Origin of the sequence: Streptococcus parasanguinis (genome assembly GCF_047463195.1) — a bacterium.
GTDB lineage: Bacteria > Bacillota > Bacilli > Lactobacillales > Streptococcaceae > Streptococcus > Streptococcus parasanguinis_R.
The window spans coordinates 65,591-86,447 of record NZ_JASHEI010000002.1 but is presented as its reverse complement, the minus strand read 5'-3'; the positions used below and the strand labels follow the sequence as shown (position 1 = coordinate 86,447).

18 protein-coding genes are annotated in these 20,857 nt (G+C 45.1%); 3 read left to right on the top strand and 15 right to left on the bottom strand.

Going from position 1 to position 20,857, the window contains the following annotated elements; genetic code table 11:
• Nucleotides 1–57 precede the first annotated feature (57 nt).
• The 5 genes from QM870_RS01990 to QM870_RS01970 form a co-directional block, all read right to left on the bottom strand.
• Nucleotides 58–2,043: an FtsX-like permease family protein gene (locus QM870_RS01990; protein ID WP_414368375.1), complete on the bottom strand. Its 1,986-nt coding sequence runs from the start codon at nucleotides 2,041–2,043 to the stop codon at nucleotides 58–60.
• On the bottom strand, nucleotides 2,044–2,802 hold the full coding sequence (locus QM870_RS01985; RefSeq protein ID WP_049483403.1) for an ABC transporter ATP-binding protein: 759 nt from the start codon (nucleotides 2,800–2,802) through the stop codon (nucleotides 2,044–2,046).
• A gap of 15 nt (nucleotides 2,803–2,817) precedes the next feature.
• Nucleotides 2,818–2,946: a hypothetical protein gene (locus tag QM870_RS01980; protein WP_004219855.1), complete on the bottom strand. Its 129-nt coding sequence runs from the start codon at nucleotides 2,944–2,946 to the stop codon at nucleotides 2,818–2,820.
• A gap of 114 nt (nucleotides 2,947–3,060) precedes the next feature.
• Complete coding sequence (locus tag QM870_RS01975; protein ID WP_414368371.1) at nucleotides 3,061–4,035, bottom strand: sensor histidine kinase; 975 nt, start codon at nucleotides 4,033–4,035, stop codon at nucleotides 3,061–3,063.
• On the bottom strand, nucleotides 4,028–4,705 hold the full coding sequence (locus QM870_RS01970) for a response regulator transcription factor (RefSeq protein WP_414368368.1): 678 nt from the start codon (nucleotides 4,703–4,705) through the stop codon (nucleotides 4,028–4,030). The genes QM870_RS01975 and QM870_RS01970 overlap by 8 nt, the downstream gene beginning before the upstream one ends.
• Before the next feature lie 147 nt (nucleotides 4,706–4,852).
• Between QM870_RS01970 and QM870_RS01965 the strand changes: the two genes are divergently transcribed.
• A complete protein-coding gene (locus tag QM870_RS01965; RefSeq protein ID WP_414368366.1) occupies nucleotides 4,853–6,037 on the top strand; it encodes a DUF2974 domain-containing protein in 1,185 nt (394 codons plus the stop codon).
• An 86-nt stretch (nucleotides 6,038–6,123) separates the two neighbouring features.
• Here the strand turns inward: QM870_RS01965 and QM870_RS01960 are convergent, their stop codons facing one another.
• The 3 genes from QM870_RS01960 to QM870_RS01950 all read right to left on the bottom strand — a co-directional run bounded on the left by QM870_RS01960 (nucleotide 6,124) and on the right by QM870_RS01950 (nucleotide 11,755).
• A complete protein-coding gene (locus QM870_RS01960) occupies nucleotides 6,124–9,357 on the bottom strand; it encodes a pneumococcal-type histidine triad protein (RefSeq protein WP_414368363.1) in 3,234 nt (1,077 codons plus the stop codon).
• Nucleotides 9,358–9,364: 7 nt separating this feature from the next.
• Nucleotides 9,365–10,297 carry a metal ABC transporter solute-binding protein, Zn/Mn family gene (locus QM870_RS01955; RefSeq protein WP_155168850.1) on the bottom strand — a complete coding sequence of 311 codons (933 nt, stop codon included), beginning with the start codon at nucleotides 10,295–10,297 and terminating at the stop codon, nucleotides 9,365–9,367.
• 195 nt (nucleotides 10,298–10,492) lie between these two features.
• Entirely contained in the window at nucleotides 10,493–11,755 is a 1,263-nt protein-coding gene (locus tag QM870_RS01950) for a DUF6287 domain-containing protein (protein WP_301362461.1), read from the bottom strand.
• 248 nt (nucleotides 11,756–12,003) lie between these two features.
• On the opposite strand from QM870_RS01950, the gene QM870_RS01945 reads away from it, so the two are divergent.
• Both QM870_RS01945 and QM870_RS01940 read left to right on the top strand, forming a co-directional pair.
• Nucleotides 12,004–12,525, top strand: coding sequence for a DUF2975 domain-containing protein (locus QM870_RS01945; RefSeq protein WP_195424460.1), 522 nt, complete (start codon nucleotides 12,004–12,006; stop codon nucleotides 12,523–12,525).
• Between the two features lie 10 nt (nucleotides 12,526–12,535).
• Entirely contained in the window at nucleotides 12,536–12,742 is a 207-nt protein-coding gene (locus QM870_RS01940; protein ID WP_003006064.1) for a helix-turn-helix domain-containing protein, read from the top strand.
• A gap of 504 nt (nucleotides 12,743–13,246) precedes the next feature.
• On the opposite strand, the gene metG is transcribed toward QM870_RS01940, so the two are convergent.
• From metG to recN, 7 genes are all read right to left on the bottom strand, one after another.
• Nucleotides 13,247–15,238, bottom strand: coding sequence for a methionine--tRNA ligase (gene metG / locus QM870_RS01935; protein ID WP_195424458.1), 1,992 nt, complete (start codon nucleotides 15,236–15,238; stop codon nucleotides 13,247–13,249).
• A 160-nt stretch (nucleotides 15,239–15,398) separates the two neighbouring features.
• Nucleotides 15,399–16,091, bottom strand: a complete 693-nt coding sequence (locus tag QM870_RS01930) for a phosphoglycerate mutase (protein ID WP_003012031.1) — start codon at nucleotides 16,089–16,091, stop codon at nucleotides 15,399–15,401.
• A gap of 144 nt (nucleotides 16,092–16,235) precedes the next feature.
• The gene (locus QM870_RS01925; protein ID WP_315378830.1) at nucleotides 16,236–16,682 is read right to left on the bottom strand and encodes a Fur family transcriptional regulator; all 447 of its coding nucleotides are present in this window, start codon (nucleotides 16,680–16,682) and stop codon (nucleotides 16,236–16,238) included.
• A 457-nt stretch (nucleotides 16,683–17,139) separates the two neighbouring features.
• Nucleotides 17,140–17,415 carry an HU family DNA-binding protein gene (locus QM870_RS01920; RefSeq protein WP_003006038.1) on the bottom strand — a complete coding sequence of 92 codons (276 nt, stop codon included), beginning with the start codon at nucleotides 17,413–17,415 and terminating at the stop codon, nucleotides 17,140–17,142.
• A gap of 110 nt (nucleotides 17,416–17,525) precedes the next feature.
• On the bottom strand, nucleotides 17,526–18,359 hold the full coding sequence (locus QM870_RS01915) for a DegV family protein (protein ID WP_414368360.1): 834 nt from the start codon (nucleotides 18,357–18,359) through the stop codon (nucleotides 17,526–17,528).
• A gap of 88 nt (nucleotides 18,360–18,447) precedes the next feature.
• The gene (locus tag QM870_RS01910; protein WP_118228431.1) at nucleotides 18,448–19,176 is read right to left on the bottom strand and encodes a metallophosphoesterase; all 729 of its coding nucleotides are present in this window, start codon (nucleotides 19,174–19,176) and stop codon (nucleotides 18,448–18,450) included.
• Nucleotides 19,177–19,196: 20 nt separating this feature from the next.
• Complete coding sequence (gene recN, locus QM870_RS01905) at nucleotides 19,197–20,855, bottom strand: DNA repair protein RecN (protein WP_049486558.1); 1,659 nt, start codon at nucleotides 20,853–20,855, stop codon at nucleotides 19,197–19,199.
• Nucleotides 20,856–20,857 lie beyond the last annotated feature (2 nt).

Sequence of the window (20,857 nt, the reverse complement as noted above, 5' to 3'; positions counted from 1 at the left end):
TCGCTGACGTCCGTGCTCACCTAAGGAAAGTTTCTAATTTAATTTGAGTTTCTTTTCCTAAATCTGCACAATCTTACGATAACTCCGAGAGGTGATCCAAAAGACGATCAGATAGGTGATGAGAAAGACGGCACAGACACTGAGGGTCACGATGAGGACTTGGCCACTATTGATGACACCGAGCACTTTGAGAATGAGGCGGATCATATGGTAGGCAAAGGCCAGGTGGACAAAGGCAAAGATGAGGGGGAGGAAGAAGACAGTCCGCACTTGACGGTTGATGGTCCGTTTGACCTCATCTTCATCAAGCCCTACCTTTTGGAGGATGACGAAGCGGTCACGGTCTTCATAGCCTTCTGAGATTTGCTTGTAGTAGATAACGATGACGGTTCCGACCATAAAGATCAATGACAAGAAAATACCGATAAAGAAGATGCCGCCAAAGAGGCTATTCAACTCTGCCACATCATTGGCTCGGTTGCCTCCATAGATAAATGTTCCTTGGGCCTGTCGGCTACTCAATTCATCGATCATCTTGTCATAGCTGGCTGCCAGCTTGAGTTGCTGGTCTTCGTCAACATTGACATTGAAGCCACCATAGATATTGGTATTGATGGCAAGATCCGGAAACAGAGCGACAAAGGCTGAAAGGTCTGGCACGACCAAGTAATTGAAATCCTCCGTCAGCATATTAAACTGATTTGGAACATGATCGGTGATAAAATCCTTGCTCACTTCTTCCTTGACTTGGAAGTCTTGCCCATTGATAGTGAACTGCTTTTGCCCTATCAGAGCCTTGTTATGAGCAAAGAGGATGACTTGGTTGCCGGTCAGATCGACGTGTTCTCCTGTCATCTGTTCATAACTTTCCGCATCAAAGACCATAAAGACGGTTTTAGGAGTGACGCTGCGTTCATCAGCTGGATAGACGGTGAAATCCGTGCCCTTTTGTGATTTGACCCCAAAGTTGGCATAGGTCATCAGGTCGCGATTTTTGATCTCAAGATGATGCTCAGAAGCAAATTCATCAAATTTCTGATTAATCTGCTCCAGGTCTACCCCTTTTCCTTGGACGGAGAAATCATGAGGAGCCATGATTTTCTTGACCATTTCGCTACCGACATAGATGTTGGTGGCAGCAGAGATCGTCACCAATACCATGGTCGAGAGGATGGCAATAGTCGCAAGGCCCACTGCATTCTTCTTCATGCGATAGATGAGGTTAGAGACCGAGATCATGTTGTTGGGTTGGTAATAATAGCTCTTCTTTTTCTTAAGCAGGTGCAAGAAGACGGTGATCCCCGCATTAAAGAGTAAGTAGGTCCCGATCATAACCAGGATAACGGCTAGAAAGAAGGTCACAAGCGCAATGATGGGGTCTTTGACAGACACAGCTAGGTAGTAGCCAAGACCGAGAGAGGCTAGGCCCAGGATGGTTTGGGGCCACAAAAAGCGGGCTTTCTTTTCGCCACTTGCTTTCTCACGAGTTAGTTGCAGGGCATTCAAACGGAGAATGCGCCAAGCATTGAGAAGAACCAAAAGGCCAAAGATGAGACCAAAGGTGACAAAGACCAGGACGACAATCCCAGGTTGGAAGGTAGATACCAGCTGGACCTTCATTTTCATGAGTTTCAAGAGGAAGGCAAAGATCAGCTTATCAAAGAGGGCTCCGATCAAGACACCGGCTGAGACAGTTACAAATCCAAAGATCAAGAGTTCCTTGAAGACCATGCTGATGAGATGCTGTTTCTCAAGGCCAAGCATGCTGTAGATTCCCAGCTCTTTGGAGCGGTTTTTCATGACAAAGCTATTGGCATAGAGCACAATAATAGCACCCGCAGCATTGACCACGAAGAATCCCAAGCTGAGAGTGAACACTATAGAAGATCCTCCTCGAAGCTCGTGAATGTGGGGATTAAAGGTCAGGGAGTCAAAGAGGTAGGCGATGGTCACTGCGAGAATGACCGCAATCGCAAAAGGATAATAGAGCTTGCGGTTCTTGATCAGATTGGAGCAAGCTAATTTAGTGGTTAATCGTAACATCTACTCCACCTCACTTGCCATGACCGTCAAGGTATCCGAGATTTCTTGGAACATCTGACGCTCTGTTTTTTCCCCGCGGAAGATCTGGTTGTAGAGAATTCCGTCCTTGATAAAGAGCACGCGCTTGGCCCGAGCTGCCGCTGCGGTTGAGTGGGTCACCATGAGGATGGTTTGTCCCATGCTATTGATATCTTCAAAGACATCTAGAAGAGCAGCCGAGGACTTGGAATCCAGCGCCCCTGTTGGCTCATCAGCAAGGAGAATTTCAGGTGAGGTGATGATGGCCCGTGCTACAGCCACCCGTTGTTTTTGCCCACCAGAAATTTCGTAAGGGTATTTCTCAAGGAGTTGGTGAATGCCCAATTCCCGACTGACGCTCTCGACCTTACTCATCATTTCCTTGACGGGTCTGCGTGAGAGGACGAGAGGGAGAAGGATATTGTCCTTGACGGACAAGGTATCGAGCAGGTTGAAGTCTTGAAAGACAAAGCCAAGTTTTTCCCGACGGAAGCTCGAGGCATCCTTGTTCTTGATAGTTGAAGTATCGGTACCGTTGAGGTAGACCCGCCCTTCGGTCGGCTGGTCCAGCATGGCTAGGATATTGAGGAGGGTCGATTTCCCGGACCCTGATTCCCCCATGATGGCGACGTATTCACCCTTTTCCACAGTGAAGTGAATATCCTTTAAGGCTTCAACCTGCGTTCCTTGAAAGCGGGTTTTGTAGATTTTTTTGATATGTTGAACATCTAGCAATGACATACTTTTCTCCTTTTACTAGTAGATCAAGAAAAATTCTTGGGTTTGTTGCAGGACTTGGAGACCAAATTCCGTCTTTTCCAGATCGGTTTGCTCATTTGGTTTCTTAATCTTTTTGGGTTGTTTCATCCATTTCAAGAGTTTCATTTTCTTGACCTCCTTCATTTGATGAGACTATTGTATAAAAAATAAAAGGCGGCTACCATAACCTAACCTTTCATTTTACCGTTTATTTCTTACATTTTTGTAAGATGGAAAAAACTAATCCATCACCAACTTCTTTTCTTCAAAGTGAATAGCGACGGTTGTGCCTTGGCCGACCTCTGAGTGGAGGCTAATCTTGTGGCCCAATTGTTCTGCTATTTTCTTAGACAGATAGAGCCCCAGACCTGAGGATTGCTGGGTCATGTGGCCATTGTAGCCCGAGAAGCCCCGCTCAAAAACACGGAGAACATCGCTATTTTTGATCCCAATCCCGCTGTCTTTTATATAAAGGGTCTGGTCTTTGAAATAGATCTCAATGCCACCTGTGCTAGTGTACTTGAGGCTATTGGACAAGAGTTGCTCGATGATGACCAAGAGCCACTTGCGATCGGTAATGACGGCGACATCCAAATCATGCAGGTCCACTGTCAAGTTCTTTTGGATAAAAAAGAGGGCATATTTGCGGACCACTTCTTTGACCAAGTCCTCTAGCGACACGCGCTTTAGGACCAGATCGTCATGAAAACTCTCCAATCGCAGGTACTGCAAAACCAGATTAGCATAGGAGTCAATCTTAAAGAGCTCCTGCTCCATCTGCTGCTTGACCATAGGGGTCTCGACATCTTGGACCAAGAGCTGGCTAGCTGCAATGGGCGTCTTAATCTGGTGAACCCAGAGGGTGTAGTAATCCATCAGGTCATTGAACTTGGCCTGGGCTGTTTTGCCTTCCTCCAGGCGCGCCTGCTTTTCTTCCATGTATTTTTCATAAAGAAGTTGTTCCAGAGGGGAGGCAACCTCTATTTCCTCATACAGCATGGCTTTGCGGTACTCCTGAAAGGTCATGGCAAAGTCCCAGACCAAGACACAGAGGGCAAAAAAACCTAGCACTAGGGTCGCATAAAGGAAAACCGTCCCAGCCTCTGGAAAGAGATATGCAAAGATCAGATCGACGATCAAAAAGATGACTACTAGAAAGAGCAAGCGCCTGCGGGATACCACATACTGCCAAAAGATGTTTCCAAATTTATTCATGGATCAACCCGTAACCGATGCCTTTCTTGGTTTCGATGAAGTTTGACAAGCCAACCTCTTCTAGTTTCTTTCGCAGGCGAGCTACATTGACAGACAAGGTATTATCATCAATAAAGAAGTCGCTATTCCAGAGCTCTTTCATCATATCATCCCGTGCTACGATACTGCCCGCATGCTCAAACAGGACCCGCAAAATCTGAAATTCATTCTTAGTCAGCTTAATGACTTCTCCTTGATACACCAAGTCTGTAGACTTGAGATTGAGAATAGCCCCACGGTGCTCCAGCAGATTTTGATCTGTCCCAAATTCGTAGGAGCGGCGTAAGAGTCCTTGGACCTTGGCAAGGAGCACATTTTGATCAAAGGGCTTGGTAACAAAGTCGTCTCCACCCATATTGATGGCCATGACAATATCCATGGCTTGATCCCGTGAAGAAAGAAACATGATCGGAACCTTTGACACCTTGCGAATCTCCTGGCACCAGTGGTAACCATTGTAGAGTGGAAGGCCAATATCCATGAGAATCAAGTGGGGGTCACTTGCGACGAAGATCCCAAGGACATCCATAAAATCCTCTACTGCGACCACTTCATAGCCCCATTGTTCCAATAATTGTTTGACCTGTTGGCGAATAATTTCATCATCTTCCACTAAGAGAATTTTATGCATGGCTTTCTTTCCTTCTTTTTTTCTTCTTCCTATTATAACAGATTAAGAAGCAGAGAAAAAGATCGAGCGTAACCTTCTTAACAGGAACTGCTTTTTCTACTCCCATTTTTGTGCTATACTGATAGAAATAAGACACAGGAGGCACAGATGTCGACTATTTTTGATTACCTAAAAGAAGTGACTCACGATTCCATATATGACCGTCCCTTCAGGGAACTAGATGTTTTAGCACTAACGGAGCTGACCTATCTACCCTTTGGACACATTGTGCCTCAAGGAGATACAACAGGGATCCAAGTCCGCCTGTCTGATGCGGCCGGTCTGGTCGATCGAACTACCAATTTCATCGTGACGAATCAACACCTTCACTTAGTCGATGAGCTAGCTAGTTCTAAGCGTTTTAAGAACATCAAACTCCTCAACTATGTCGACGAGTACGATCCTGATGTTCAGAAGCAATTTGCGGCCATGACCTATCGTCTTACCATGGATGTGTATTTAGTTGTCTATAGAGGGACGGATGATACCTTGATCGGCTGGAAGGAAGACTTCCACATGACCTATATGGACCATGTTCCAGCCCAGAAGCGCGCAGCTAGCTACCTGCAAAACGTCATGAAGGAATTTCCAAAAGGGCGATTTATGGTAGCCGGACACTCCAAAGGGGGCAATCTTGCGACCTATGCCTGCACCTACCTGCCGGATCCTTTGTTTGAACGAGTCGATGCTATCTACAGCTACGATGCTCCTGGCCTCAACAAGGCTGTTATTGAAACCCAAGGCTACCAGCGTACATCACCTAAAATTCACCGTTTTGTCCCACAAGGATCCATCGTCGGCATGATGCTAGAAGTTCCTGAGCCTGCTACAATTGTTAAAAGTCGAGCTTTTGGTGGCTTTGTCCAGCACGATGCTTTTACTTGGGAAACGAAGGACCTCAGTTTTGTGACGGTTACTGAGACTAGTCCGGATAGCCAGCAGACGGATCTCACTTTAAAACAATGGGTTCGCGAGACATCGGCAGACGAGCGCAAGAAGTTCTTTGATACCTTCTTCGGCCTCTTCTTAGATGCAGGCATTACTTCAATCAACGATTTGAGGAACTTGAAAAATTTCTCCAAGATCAAAGAGATCTTTCAAAATGCTCAAGACCTAGATCCTACAGAAAGAGAAATGCTAGAACGTCTAGCCAAGCAACTCCTCGACACCCGTGTCCAAGCTTGGAAAAAATGGCAGACCGTTCCCCGTATCCTGGTTCAAATGGCTGCATTTTTCAAGAGAAAAAAAGCCGTCGAGACCACCTTACCACTGCTTCTTGAGCATAAAGAGTGAGGGTCAACTACTGAAAAAGGACCACCTCTTCTATTCACTAAAACGCAAAAATCATCTGAAATATCTTTCAGATGATTTTCTGTTTTCTATTGGTTCTGAGAAGATGGAGCATCTGGCTGGCTGGCTTCTGTAGAAGCTGGGCTTGCAGGCTCTGTTTCTGTCTCCGTTGTGGCGGTGGTATTTCCTTCTGAAGCTGGAGCTTCTGTTTCATCTGGGGTCTTAGCTAGAGGCGTTTCAGTTGTGGTCGTTGGTTTGGTCACTTCGCTTGCAGATGACGCTGCTGCCAACTCTGCCTGAAAGGCTTGGATAGCCTGTAGTAAGGCTGCCTTGTCACTCTTTGGATTCGCCAATTGATCAAAGAGAGCTTCCAAACGATCATACAGAGCATCACTGGCCCCCTTGTCCTGCAATTGTTGGTGCAAGGCCATCAATTGGTTATAGAGCTGTTGATACAGTGCGACATCCCCAATCTGAGGCACTTCCGTTTGCTTTTGTTTTTGCTTTTCAATGGTGTCACTGATTTCACGTAACAGAGCTTTCCCACTTGCAATCACCTGGTCTGGGTCTGTCTCATTTCCAAGCTGAGCCAAACCTGCTTCAAATGCAGTTCGTTTTCCTTGGTCTTCGACTTGTGGCAAGAGCGACTGGATTTGCTCTGAGAGGGCTGTCAGGATGCTGCTTCGTTGACGGGCTTCTGTCGCCTTGTCCAACTCTCCATACAAGCCCTTGAGGAAATCGTAAACCGCTAAGTTATAAGATGGGGCTTGACTTCCTTTTTGATCCAAAACTGTTTTTTCAATAGGATAGGTTTGGCCTTTTTCTTGAGAGAATAGCTGGTCAATTGCCTGTTTGGTTTGGTAGAGTTCCATAAAGTGAGCCTTAGCATCCCAGGCTTCTTCAAAGGCTTGGGCCCGATAGAGTTTCAAGGCTAGATCTGCCGCCTTGGTACGCAGTTCTGGTGTCAAGCGCACATCGCTCAAGCTTTGATAGAAATACTTGAGATAGTCGACCGATGTCACACCCGTCCGATCTTGCATCTCCTGAACAGCCTCTAATAGCTTCCCTTCCTGCTCTAAACGCTTGCTGTCCTTGGCAGCATAGGCTTCCTGCAGTTGTGAGACCAATCCTTCCTTCTTCAGTTGGAAGGCTTCTGTGTCTAGCAAGCGCACTTGTTCCAGCAATTCCTGGTAGCGACGGTCCAAGGCCGTCTCTTCTTTTGGTTTGACAGCTTGAGTCGCATGGATGTATTGCTGGTCAACCTGGTTGAGACTGGATAGGTAGCCTTCCGTCGAGTTGCTTGGGAAACTCTTGACGTTTTCCAAGAAGTGGCCCAAAATGAGCTCAATCCGTCGTTGCTGCAATGGATCAGAAGCGTAAAGAATTCGACTTTCTGCTAAGAGTTGGTTGACTTTGTCTTCTACTGCTTTTTTATCCAAGTCTCCTTTTTTGTATGGCGATTGGATGGTTGGAAGACGGTGGGCTAAGTAGTCTGCTAGTCCCGCTGATTGCACCTTGATATAGTGGTTGTGATCACCATGCGGGATGACAAACTGGCCATTTTCAATCTGAAGGCTATAAGGAGAAATTCCTGAACGAAGCGCTGTTGCATAGAGTTCATTGATAAAGTCTAGTTCAGGATTGCCCGTCTCAAGCGGAATCCGAACATGTTCCTTACGAACAGCATAAGGGTGGATGTGGGTCGGATCGTATTCTTGATCGGGGTTGTTAAAGACAAAGAAACCATTGGAAATCTTAATAGCCTCTCGTGGGACGCCGTAAGTCTTGCTGATGTACTGGATCTTTTCCTCATCTGAGGCATCGCGAGAATAGCTAGCAACATCATCTGTCAGTGGCTGGCCCTTATCCTCTTCCTTCTTGCCCGCTAGAGTGGCTTCCGCTGCTGCAATCTCTTGAGGAGAAAGATCTTTCTTGTAGAAATAATGAGCGTGGTTGCCATGAGCGACCATATAGCCGTCCTCGTCCTTACTGATGACCTTGTCTGCGTGGAAACCATGATCGTGCTCCTCTCCGTGATCGTGGTCCTGACTGTCCCCATGTTCATGCTCGTGATTATGGTCAACTGGTTTTGTACTTGGACTTGAAGGGCGACTTGGACTTATTTCTGCAGGTGTCGTGGCACCCTGGGCCCGAAGCAGTTGGAATTGCCGAGCCAACTCACGCTCTAAAGGAGAGAGGGAACTGTAAGGGATAAAGTGGAAATGATCCCCGTGAGGGTAGACAATTCCTTGATCGGTCCACTTGGTAATCTTACTTGGATCAAAGACAGAACCATCAGACTCCACATGACGAGAAGACAGAGGTGTTTTCTGCAATTCTTCGATCAAGTTGGTCAGGGTTGGACTCGGTTTAGAGGTAGCTGGTTTAGACGTCGTTGGGGTTGTCTGTGTATTGGTTGGACTGGATGACGGCTGGTTGCTCGCTTGCTTCCCAAGGCTTGGAGAGACTTGATCTGGAGTACCTTGCTCTGTGCTTGCTCCAGCTAGGCGTGAGTTCCCAGCCTGATGGCCGGCTTGACCACCTAAGACGGAGAGGGCTGCTGCTAACTCTCCAGCAGATAAGGCACTCTTTGGAATATAATGGAAATGGCCTCCATGGGGCACAATAAAGCCGTCCCCTGTATCTGAAATAACATCTCCAGGGCTAAAGACATAACCATCGTCCGTACGGTAGCCACCACCTGTATGGTTCTTAGCCGTCAACATCTCAAGAGTCTTACCTTCTTTCAGCGCTTGACTCGGTTGACGGAAGTCACGGGTCTTGCCTGCCTTGTGCGAGGAGCTAGCTTGCACCGATCCCGTCTCTCCTTCTTCTTTGGTGCCTCCCTTTTGTTGTTGGGCGATCTCTTCGATCGAGCGCACATTAACTGTATGTTGGGCATCCTTTAAGTAGAGATAGTATTTCCCAGCGCGTTTGATGATATAGCCATCCTTGACCTTGCTCACGATATCTGCTTCTTGCAGCTGATAAGTTGGATCCCGCAAAATCAACTCTTCACTAAAGATGGCATCAAATGGGACCTTGCCGCTGTAGTAATGAAAATGATCCCCATGAGAAGTGACAAAGCCTTCATCTGTAATCTTGATGACAATCTGCTCTGCCTGGGTCTTTTCCTTGGCATTGACCGCTTCGATGCTGTCTTCCTTTTTACTGGAGGCAGACGATGACGATTTCTTGTCCGCTTGCAAATACTGAATCTGATTCTTTTTCTCTTCCTTGACTTGTGGTTGCTGACTGAGCGCATAGGCACAGAGTCCTAGCCCCAAAGTCGCTACAATTCCAATCGTTCCCTTTTTCTTCATTCTTGATTTACTCCTCTAATTCCTTGGCTAAAGTCGCCATATTTTCTTCTAAATTTTCTAATAGATCCTTATCATTTTGTGGATCAGCTTCCAGTGGATCCAGAACCTTAACACGCGCCCCTGTTGCCTTGGCGATACTATCTGCCACCTTTGACGACGTGTGCTTTTCCACAAAGATCGTTTTCACCTTGTAGTCTTTGACAAACTGCTGGATCTCGGCCAATTGCCGAGCGGTCGGTTCTTGCTCTGGGGATATCCCTGCAATCCCTAACTGCTTGAGACCAAAGCGTTTGGCCAGATAAGAAAAGGCCGTATGCTGGGTCACAAAAGTCTTTTGCTTGGCCTTGTCAAAGAGAGGCTGGTAGTGGGCTACTAGGTCCTCACAGCGCTTTTCAAGCTTTTGAGCATTGGCCTGATAGAGCTCCTTGTTCTTTGGATCGATCTCTCCCAAACGCTGGGCGATAACCTTTCCTTCCTCTGCAATTTTTACAGGATCCAACCAAGTATGCGGATCATACAAGTGCTTGGATTCTTTTCCCTGACCAGCATCGACATCCTCTAATCCAGCCACCTTATCAAGGGTCATTCCTTGGCTGCCTTCGATCACTCGCAACTTGGAACCTTGAAGATTGGGATCTAAGCGACCGGCCCAAGATTCCAGGGTCTGAGAATGATAGACAAATACATCCGCATCATAGATCTGGGCCACTTCCTTGGTTGAGGGTTCATAATCATGGATCCCTGCACCTGACTGAACCATCCAGATATCATTTTGATCGCCAGAGATTTCCTTGACCAGGGCATAGATGGGATAAAAACTCGTGACAATTTTAAGACCTTTTTTAGAAGGGGGCTTTGCATTTCCTTGACTAGCACAAGCTGTCAGCAGAAAGAAACTGAGGAACATGAGTCCCAGAACCTTCATTTTTCTCCTAATCATTCTTCACCTCTTTTTCATTTTTGTTAACTAGTTTATTAATCAGTTAATTAACTAGTTAATCATACTGCGAATCATTTGCTTTGTCAAGCTTTTTTTACATTTTTTCCCTTTTAATGTTAGAGACTAACAGTTGCCTAGATTCCACAAGCCTTCCTTGCAGTAAAAAAAGCTTGAGACAAACATGTCTCAAACTTTTTATTGACGGTAGAAATATTGATCGGCCGGATAGTTGCCTGCAGATTGAGTGACCACTAGACGTGGCTTGCTGGTATCAGACTGGTCTCCATCTGGATTTTGGAAACCGATTTTCAGAAGTCCAATCGCAGCACCAGTCTCACCCATCTTCATCTCAACATAAGGGATCTTGCTCTTCTTATCCGAGTCTGCAACAGCCTTGAGGCTGCCTTGGCCCTTGACTTTTCCATCTGCTTGGATGACGATTTCAGCCCCCTTGCCATTGCGCCAGGTTCCAGCTAAGCTTGAGAAATCTCCTCCGTTAATGGCCGCAATATCCAAGTCTTTCTCTTTTTTCGGTTGTGGGTATGCTTTCCACCACTCTAGATGATAATCCCGGTAGGCCGCATCCCCAAAGAGAATCCGACGTTCTTGGGAAGCTACTCCATCAGGACCTGTCACACCCGCTGGGATCAGGTACAAGGTTTGCTCTTGCCCTTGGATCGCAGTCCCGTTTGCCCCAGTGAAATAAACTTCATAATAGCCTTTTCGCTTCTTGGGCTCTTTTTCTTTATTGAGCAGGTAACTCGCCCGAGTGCCTCCACTCCAGAAAGTCCAGCCGGTCTCCCCATTTACAATACTTGGAAAGGCATTGGTCTTGTTTTGGTAATATTCTTCTGGAGTATAGCCATAAAGTTTAAAACCGGAATCTGCGATTTCCTTTTCATAGGTATCATTGGAATAAGCACCTTCAAACGGTGAGAGATTGCCATCAAGGACGACATCATTGGGATCTGTCGATTTGAAAAAATCCTCTCGATTGGCAAAGACCATCTCGTGGTCGGGATTTTTGTCAGACATGGTCACCGTGATCAAAGGCTTCTTATCTGTCTTGTATTTGAAGACACGAACAGTGACTGTAAAGTCTGTATTGCCATCGGATTTTTTCATCTTGCCTGTTGAAATTTTGTTAGATCCTTCGACCTTCCAATTCGTGCTAAATTCAGCAGATACCTTGCCGTCAGCCGTTTGGTAATCGATCTTCCAGGCCTTGCCTTTTTTCTCGATTTTGGCTTCATCCCGTTCATTAGAGACGTAGTCACCACTCAAGTCAATAGCTTTTTCCTTTGGCTTAGTGGCCTTCTTACTGGTCTGGTTAAATTCCTTTTGATGGTCTGGTTGGATGTTGGAGCTAGAGTAGAGATAGACTCCACCGATCAGAACAGCTGCTCCGACCAGCCCCAGAATCGGCCCCAGGTATTTTTTCTTCCACTTAAGATTCATTTTACTACCTCCATGGAATAAGATCTTTACACTAGTATACCCTAAATCGAAAGTATAGTAAAATTCCCCTCTATGTAGTGGTTTCTCCGGCTTAAACCGACTAGTTTTAGCAGAGAATACCTGTTTTTCAAAAATAATATTTTGTTTATCGTTATTTTTTTATCGTTTTTCGATACTTTTTTATTGACTAATTTTTTATAAGGAGTATACTATAAGTGAAAAATAAATAAACTTCAAGGAGGCTTGCGATGAAAAACTCAAAAACCTTAAAAAATGTCATTGAAGTCTTGACGACTTTCATTTACTTCTGTGGCTTTATGACTGTGGCTGCACTGGTCGTCCACCTGCTTTCACGGATGGGAGTGTTTAAAGATCTCATTCAAACTGGACGCTTGTCCTTTGATGTGAATGGCATCCAGCTCTTCCCCAAACATCTGCAACCTCTCTGGCAGTTGCTCTTCCCACTAGCCTCAAGCGCTATCTATATTTACCTTCTCATCACCATTCGCAGCTTCCTCCAAAATCTCTACCAAGAAAAGATCTTTTCTCACTCCAACATTGATCTTTGCAACCGAGCTTGGAAGATTCTCTTGGTATTGTCCTTTATGTCTGGCACACTTGAAACCAGTGGAAATGCTTATCTCCTTCCCTTCACTTTCAAATTCACCTTTAACACAGGGCTTCTCCTTGCCGTTCCAATCGTCTGGGTCTCTGGCAAGATTTTAGAGAGAGGTATTGAGATTGCTGAAGAAAATGAGCTAACCATTTAAGGAGGTTGCCATGATTATCGTCAATCTAGATGTCATGCTAGCCAAGCGAAAGATGAAATCCAACGAGCTAGCCGACAAAATCGGCATCACGACTGCTAACCTCTCCATCCTCAAAACCGGCAAGGCCAAAGCCATCCGCTTCACCACCCTTGAAGCCATCTGCAAAGAACTCGACTGCCAGCCCGGAGATATCCTGGAATATCGACCAGATGAATAGGAACTATATTCGGAGACTTTCCTTAGGTGAGGACGGACAGTAGCGAATCCCTTTGGGATTCCATACCTAAGATTTGAGCCCACTGTCTCAAATCTTCCGAGAGTCTGAAACGAAAATGTTTCAGACTCTTTTCTCACTGCGGAAGTCTCCGTTAACACCCATTACTAATAGGACTCATCTACCATCCTTGTAAAATTCAATGATGGGAACCTTATCGACACAAGAAAAGCACTCCTGCGGGAGTGCTTGAGAGTGTAGACAATCTGTTCTTTCTTACAAATCAAATTAATTCTATAAAAATCAAAAAATTTATTCGTTAGAATTATTCAATCATCTACTGAAACTTTCCGCCGTGAGAAAAGTGCTAGAAACAATTGTATTTCTAGCACTCGGGAGTTTTGGAACCTAGGGTCCAAAACTAAGTCATGGAACTTCTTCGAAGTTCGCTGACGTCCGTACTCACCTAAGGAAAGTTTTTTAGATGATTTTTTCTTTGTCTATCGTTTAGCCAATGATGCTTCCATTTGGTACAGATGGATCAACAGTTAAGACTGTTAATTGATCTCCGTGTTCTGCGGAAAGAATCATACCTTGGCTGACATATTTCTTCATCATCTTACGTGGTTTGAGGTTGGCCACGATTTGGAGTTTCTTACCGACTAATTCTTGTTCATTTGGATAGAATTTCGCAATACCAGAGAGGATTTGACGGTCTTCGCCATCTCCTGCATCTAGGCGGAAGCGAAGCAATTTGTCTGATCCTTCGACGCGTTCCACTTCTTTGACTTCTGCTACACGGATTTCAACCTTGTCAAAGTCTTCAAATTTGATCTCGTCTTTTTCAGACTTGAGCTCCACTTCTTCTGGAATCCATTCTTTTTCTTGTGGTTTTCCAGCAGTCATTTGAGATTGGATGTAGGCAATTTCTTCTTCCATGTCCAGACGTGGGAAGATTGGAGTTCCTTTGGCAACCACTGTGACATTTTCAGGGAAGCCTGCTAAGGTCAAGTTTTCAAGATCGAAGTCCAAGCCCAAGCCAAGTTGTTCCATGATGGCGTTTGAGGTGTTCATCATGAATGGTTGGATCAAGTGAGCCACGACACGAAGGCTAGCTGCCAAGTGAGCCATGACCGCTGCCAATTGTTCCTTGTCACCATCTTCTTTAGCGAGGACCCAAGGCGCTGTCTCATCGATGTACTTGTTGGTACGAGAGATGATGTTCCATACAGCTTCCAAAGCGCGTGGGTAATCCACCGCGTTCATTTGCTTGTGGTATTCAGCGATGTTTTCTTCAACCACCTTTGCCAAATCAGCATCAAATGCAGTAACATTTTCGATATAAGCTGGAACTTGGCCACCAAAGTATTTATTGATCATGGCTACCGTCCGGTTAAGGAGGTTTCCAAGGTCATTAGCCAATTCATAGTTGATGCGGGCTACGTAGTCTTCTGGGGTAAAGGTACCATCTGAACCAACTGGCAAACTGCGCATAAGGTAGTAACGAAGCGGATCCAAGCCGAAGCGTTCCACCAACATTTCTGGGTAGATGACATTCCCTTTAGACTTCGACATCTTGCCGTCTTTCATGACAAACCAACCATGGGCAATCAAACGTTCTGGCAATTTAACATCCAACATCATGAGAAGGATTGGCCAGTAGATGGAGTGGAAACGAAGGATGTCTTTTCCGACCATGTGGAAGACGGTTCCGTTCCAGAATTTGTCAAAGTTTTCATGATCTTCTTGACCGTAACCAAGAGCGGTCACATAGTTAAGAAGGGCATCGATCCATACATAGACCACGTGTTTTGGATTAGATGGGACTGGCACACCCCAGGTAAAGGTGGTCCGAGATACCGCCAAGTCTTCCAAACCTGGCTCGATGAAGTTTTTCAACATTTCATTGAGACGGCCATCTGGCGTGATGAAATCAGGTTGGGATTTGAAAAATTCAACCAAGCGGTCTTGGTATTTGCTGAGACGAAGGAAATAAGATTCTTCAGAAACCCATTCTACTTCGTGGCCTGATGGGGCTACCCCACCGATAACCTTGCCATTCTCATCACGGTAGACCTCAGCCAATTGGCTTTCTGTAAAGAACTCTTCATCAGAGACTGAATACCAGCCAGAGTATTCACCCAGGTAGATGTCGTCTTGCGCAAGCAAGCGTTCAAAGACTTGGGCCACCACTTTTTCATGGTAATCGTCTGTCGTACGGATGAATTTATCATATGAGATATCGAGTAATTGCCAGAGTTCTTTCACTCCAACGGCCATCCCATCTACATAAGCTTGCGGCGTGATCCCAGCTTCTTCTGCCTTCTGCTGGATCTTTTGACCGTGCTCATCAAGACCAGTCAGGTAGAAAACATCGTAGTTCATCATACGTTTGTAACGCGCCAAGACGTCACAGGCGATCGTTGTGTAAGCTGAACCAATATGCAATTTACCAGATGGGTAATAGATAGGGGTTGTGATGTAGAATGATTTTGTCATTTTCTTTTCCTTTCAGGGCTAATGGAACCCAATTTAGTAACACTCTATTATAACATTTTTAGGAGACCCTGAAAACCCAAAACCAGCTAGGATCTAAGGAAGACAAGCAAAAAAGCTGACCGAAGTCAGCTTTCTATGATTGATAACGAATCCTGCTATCTTACTTACCAAGATAGTATTCTTTTACAACGTTCAATTTTTCGTCAAATTCGAATACCAATGGTGGGAAGTTAGGGATTTCCACGTCCATGATTTCGTCGTCTGACAATTGTTTGATGTGTTTAACAAGAGCACGGATTGAGTTACCGTGTGCTCCTACGAATACGTTTTTACCGTCTTTAAGAGCTGGAGCGATTTTATCTTCCCAGAATGGAAGAGCACGTTCCAAAGTAACTTTCAAGTTTTCAGCATCTGGAATCACTGAATCGTCAAGTGAAGCATAACGACGGTCAGTGTGTGCTGAGTGTTCATCATCACGGTCCATTGCAGGAGGCAATACATCGTAAGAACGACGCCAGATGTGAACTTGTTCATCACCAAATTGTTCAGCAGCTTCTGCTTTGTTTTTACCAGTCAAACCACCGTAGTGACGTTCGTTCAAGCGCCATGATTTTTCAACTGGAACCCACAATTGGTCAGAAGCTTCAAGAGCCAAGTTAGTAGTTTTGATCGCACGTTTCAATACTGAAGTGTAAGCTTGGTCAAATTCGATACCAGCTTCTTTGATCAATTTACCAGCGTCGATCGCTTGTTGTGTACCTTTTTCAGACAAATCAACATCAGCCCAACCAGTGAAAAGGTTAGCTTTGTTCCATTCAGACTCACCGTGGCGAGCAAAAACCAATTTTACCATTAGATGGATCTCCTTTTTATTCTCCGAGGTTTCCCCCGTTTATCTATTTTATTCTACTAGATTTTCAGTAAAAAATCTAGTGGCGACCATAGAAAAGTGCAATTTCTCACAAAAAAGAGCCTGACGGCTCTGCTTTCTCTCACATTAATTTTTCTGACAGTCGGGGCAAATGCCATAGACGGTCATCTGAGTCTTGGTGATCTGGTAACCACTTTGACTGGCTGCTTCTTCGCGAAGATCTGGGACTTCAATGTCCACATCTGCGATACGACCACATTTTTCACATACCACATTCAAATGGTCATGCCCCATAAAATCAAAATAGGTCGTGGTATCATTACGAACCTTGATCTCAGAGACAACCCCCTCATCAATTAAAACCTTGATATTGTTGTAGACAGTTGCTAGACTCATGCTTGGAAACTGAGGCAATAAATCGCGATAGATCTTCTCAGCGCTTGGATGTTCATGACTCGCCACTAAATAGGAAAGAACTGCTCTGCGAGTATCGGTTATCCGAATGCCCTTGGCACGCAAACTTTGCAAAACTTCTTCCACGCGCTCTTCTTCATGACGATGCAATGCGTTCACTATGATCCCCCCTTTCCAATATGATTTAATCGATTCGTTACCCTTATTATATCATGTTTCAAAATAAATCACTATTTAGAATGCTTTTAATTAAAAAAAATGTCCGGGGGACATTTTTTTCACGAGCCTGAAAACCGAAAAGCGAGGTTATGTCCGGGGGACATTGATTCACTAGCCTGAAATAGATTCATCTACTCTCAGCCTATCCAACTGGTCATCCAGCGCACGGTTCCCAGGATCATTTTGACCACGAGGATCATAAAACAGAACTCCAGTACAAACCACAGCCCTTTCAGTAGATACAAAATAGGTCGGATAAACAACAAGGCAAAGAGTCCTAAAATGAATCGCATGGTCTCTTCTCTCTCTTTCTTTTTTCCTATTATACCCCTTATCCTATAGAGCTGTCCAACAAAAAAGCCACCCTAGAAATCTAGGATGACTTTTCAAAATGCAATTATTTAACTGCTTCTTTAAGAGCTTTACCAGCTTTGAATGCTGGAACTTTAGAAGCTGCGATTTTGATTTCTTTACCAGTTTGTGGGTTGCGACCTTTACGAGCTGCACGTTCACGAACTTCGAAGTTACCGAAACCGATCAATTGAACTTTTTCACCTTTTGAAAGGTATTCTGAAACTGCTGCAAATACAGCATCTACAGCTGCTGCTGAATCTTTTTTAGTCAATTCTGTAGCTTCTGCCACTTTTGCGATCAAATCTTGTTTGTTAGCCATTTAACAAATCCTCCAATTTTTTTTAGGCTTTACGCCTTAACAGTACTATCATATCTAAAAAAAGCCTTTAGGTCAAGTACTAAACCTGTTTTTTCAAACATTTATTCAGCTTATTCGTAGCGCACCAAAACTGCAAATGCATTCTCACCTGTATGGGTTTGAATAATCGATCCAGTTTCTAGAACTGGGATCGCTTTTTCAACGAGCGATTGCAACTGAGCCTTCATTTCATTGGCCCACTCTGGTGTTCCTGCATAAGAGATTCCGATCTCAGCTACCTTCTTGTGGGATAGTTTCTCTACCAATTCATCCAACCACTTCTTAAAGGTCTTGTTTCCACGGCCCTTGACAATTGGTTCCAACTGATGGTCCTTCATTTGCATCACGACACGGATGTTAAGAAGGGAGCTCAAAAGTCCGGTAACACGGCCAATGCGCCCACCTTTAACCAGATTTTCCAAGGTAGAAACACCGATATACAACTCTGTCTTTTCTTTGACTTCTTCGATGCGAGCCAAGACAGTGTCTAAATCAGCTCCGTCTTTGGCCAACTTGGCTGCCTCAACCACCTGGAACTTCATGGCTTGGTCTGTAAAGCCACTATCAATCACAGTAACATCTGCTCCTGACAAGGTTGCCCCTTGACGAGCCGCCTCTACGGTTCCTGACAAGGCATGAGACATATGAATTGAAACGATATGAGCTCCGTCTGCTGCTAACTTTTCATACACCTCCGCAAAGACTCCAACGGGTGGTTGGCTGGTCTTTGGAAGATTTTTGCTAGACTGCATTAAGCGCAAGAAGTCCCCTTGGCCCAACTCACTGTCAGAATAAAGGACTCCATCCACCATAACAGAAAGCGGCACAATTGTAATGCCATATTCTTCAACCACTTCAGGCTCAATTGTAATAGATGAGTCTGTAACTATTTTAATATTTGCCATATATTCCTATACTCTTCCTAGAATGTTCTGCTTTCATTATATCAAAAAACACGGGGTTTTGCAGTGAAAGATAACTAGTTCGGCTCCCTTAATCATCTGCAGCAGAAAAACCTGTATTGTGAAGGACATGGTCTTGGACAATTCCTTGATCATCCAAGAGCAACCCATGGAGAACCCCTCCATAAACAGCGCCCCCATCAACACCCATTTTTTGATCTGAAATCCAAAGATTTTCAGTACCGACTGGCTCATTGAGCAGTCCATAGACTGGTGTATGACCAAAGACGATCCATTTGCCTGTATGATTCTCCGCTTCATGGAATGGTTTTCGGATCCATACCTTTTGGTAATCACTGGTTTCTCGCCAATTTTCAAGGGTTAGATCCACACCAGCGTGGACAAAATAATAGGTCTCTGTCTCGTAGTCAAAAGGCAAACTACGGATGAAGGCCACCAAGTCAGGAACGGCATTTTCTACTGCTTGCGCATCCGCAATGCCATCTACAGGAGCATCGAGCGGCCGGCCTAACAGAGAGTTGATAGTCGTATCGCCACCATTTCTTCGGTAGTGGTCATAACGCTCTTCTGGATTGTCCAACCAGGCTAAAAACATGTACTCGTGATTCCCGGAAAGGCAAACAGCTCCGTGATGGTCTACGTAGTCCTTTACGATTTCAATTGATCGTTTGCTGTTTTCGCCTCGATCTATCAAATCCCCTAAAAAGACCAATTGAGCTTTTCCATCCCATTCTGTCATGAGCTCTTCTAGCATTTGTGCTTTTCCGTGAATATCTCCGACTACAAAGTATGTTGACATTGTTTCAAACCTTCTTTCTCTTAACGCTTGAGAAGTTGCTCTGCTTGTTGACGGGCAGCTTCCGTTAGATCCTCTCCTGCCAGCATCTTGGCAATTTCTTCAATTCGTTCTTCTCTATTGAGCAAACGCACAGTAGATACAGTTGAGTGTTCATCACTGATTTTCTCAATATAGAATTGATAATCTGCTGCAGCGATGACTTGAGGCAGGTGAGAAATGGCAAGCACTTGGCCATTTTGACCAATCTTATGAATTTTCGCTGCAATGGCTTGAGCCACGCGCCCAGAGACCCCTGTATCCACCTCGTCAAAGACGATACTGGTTTTTCCTTCTTTTCGAGAAAAAGCCGACTTAATGGCCAACATCAAGCGTGACAATTCTCCGCCGGATGCTACCTTGACAAGAGGTTTAAAGTCCTCTCCTGGGTTGGTCGAAATGTAAAATTCGACAGCTTCATTTCCCTCACGATTAAACTTAGACTTGCTGAAGCGCACTTGGAAGCGCGCCTTGTCCATGTAGAGGTCTGCCAATTCTTGCTGGATTTCATTTTCCAAAGCTTGGGCCAGAGTATGCCGCTGATCACTCAAATCTTGAGCCAAGATGACCAAGCTCTTTTCTAGACGTTTGAGTTCTTTTTCCATATCCTCAGACGAGAGGTCACTTCCGGTGAGGAGGCTATATTCTTTGGTGATTTGCGCCAGGTATTCTAAGACGTCCTTGACTTGGCCACCATACTTGCGCGTGATAGAATGGATCAAATCCAAACGCGATTCCACCTGCATGAGGCGATTGCCATCAAACTCCAGACCATCGACCACATCTTCTAAGCGCTTGGTAATATCCTCAAGGGCATAGAAGGTTTCCGATAACTGGCTTGAGAGCTCTTTGTAGGTCGGATCATATTCTTCAATGCTTTCCAGATCATTCATGGCTGAGCGAACATTGGAGAGGCTCGAAAACTCTTCTGCATCCAGCATGGTATAGGCATTGGTTAGGGTATCAGCAATCATCTTGTGATTGAGCAGGCGTTGGCGTTCTTGCTCCAGATGCAGGTCCTCATCCACTTCCAAGGCAGCTGCCTCAATCTCTGCAATTTGAAACTCCAACATCTCGATACGGGCCTTGTTTTCCTGCTGGTTGCGCTGGAGTTCCACCACTTGTTTGCGCAGGCGTTTGTAATCTTCAAAGGTCTGACGATAAGCATCTTTGGTTTGGAAAAAGGCTGCATCCCCAAATTCATCCAGCATGGCGATATGCAATTGGGGCCGCATCAGTTCTTCCTGATCATGCTGGCCATGGATGTCCACCAAATGTTGGCCGACTGCTTTTAAGACAGATAAATTCACCATCTGACCATTGATCCGGCTGACACTTCGTCCATTTTGCAGGATCTCTCGGCGAATGATCAATTCATCGGTCCACTCTAGTCCTTGTTCTTCAAAAAGCGACGTCAAGTGGCGATTGCTCTCAACGGTAAAGAGACCTTCGATTTCTGCTTTTGGAGCTCCGTGTCGAATGACATCCGTCGTTGCACGGCTTCCCAGCATCATGTTCATGGCATCGATAATGATGGATTTCCCTGCACCTGTTTCCCCTGTCAGTACCGTCATTCCCTTTTCAAAATTTAAGGAAATCTCTTCGATAATGGCAAAGTTCTTAATCGAAATTTCTAATAGCATAG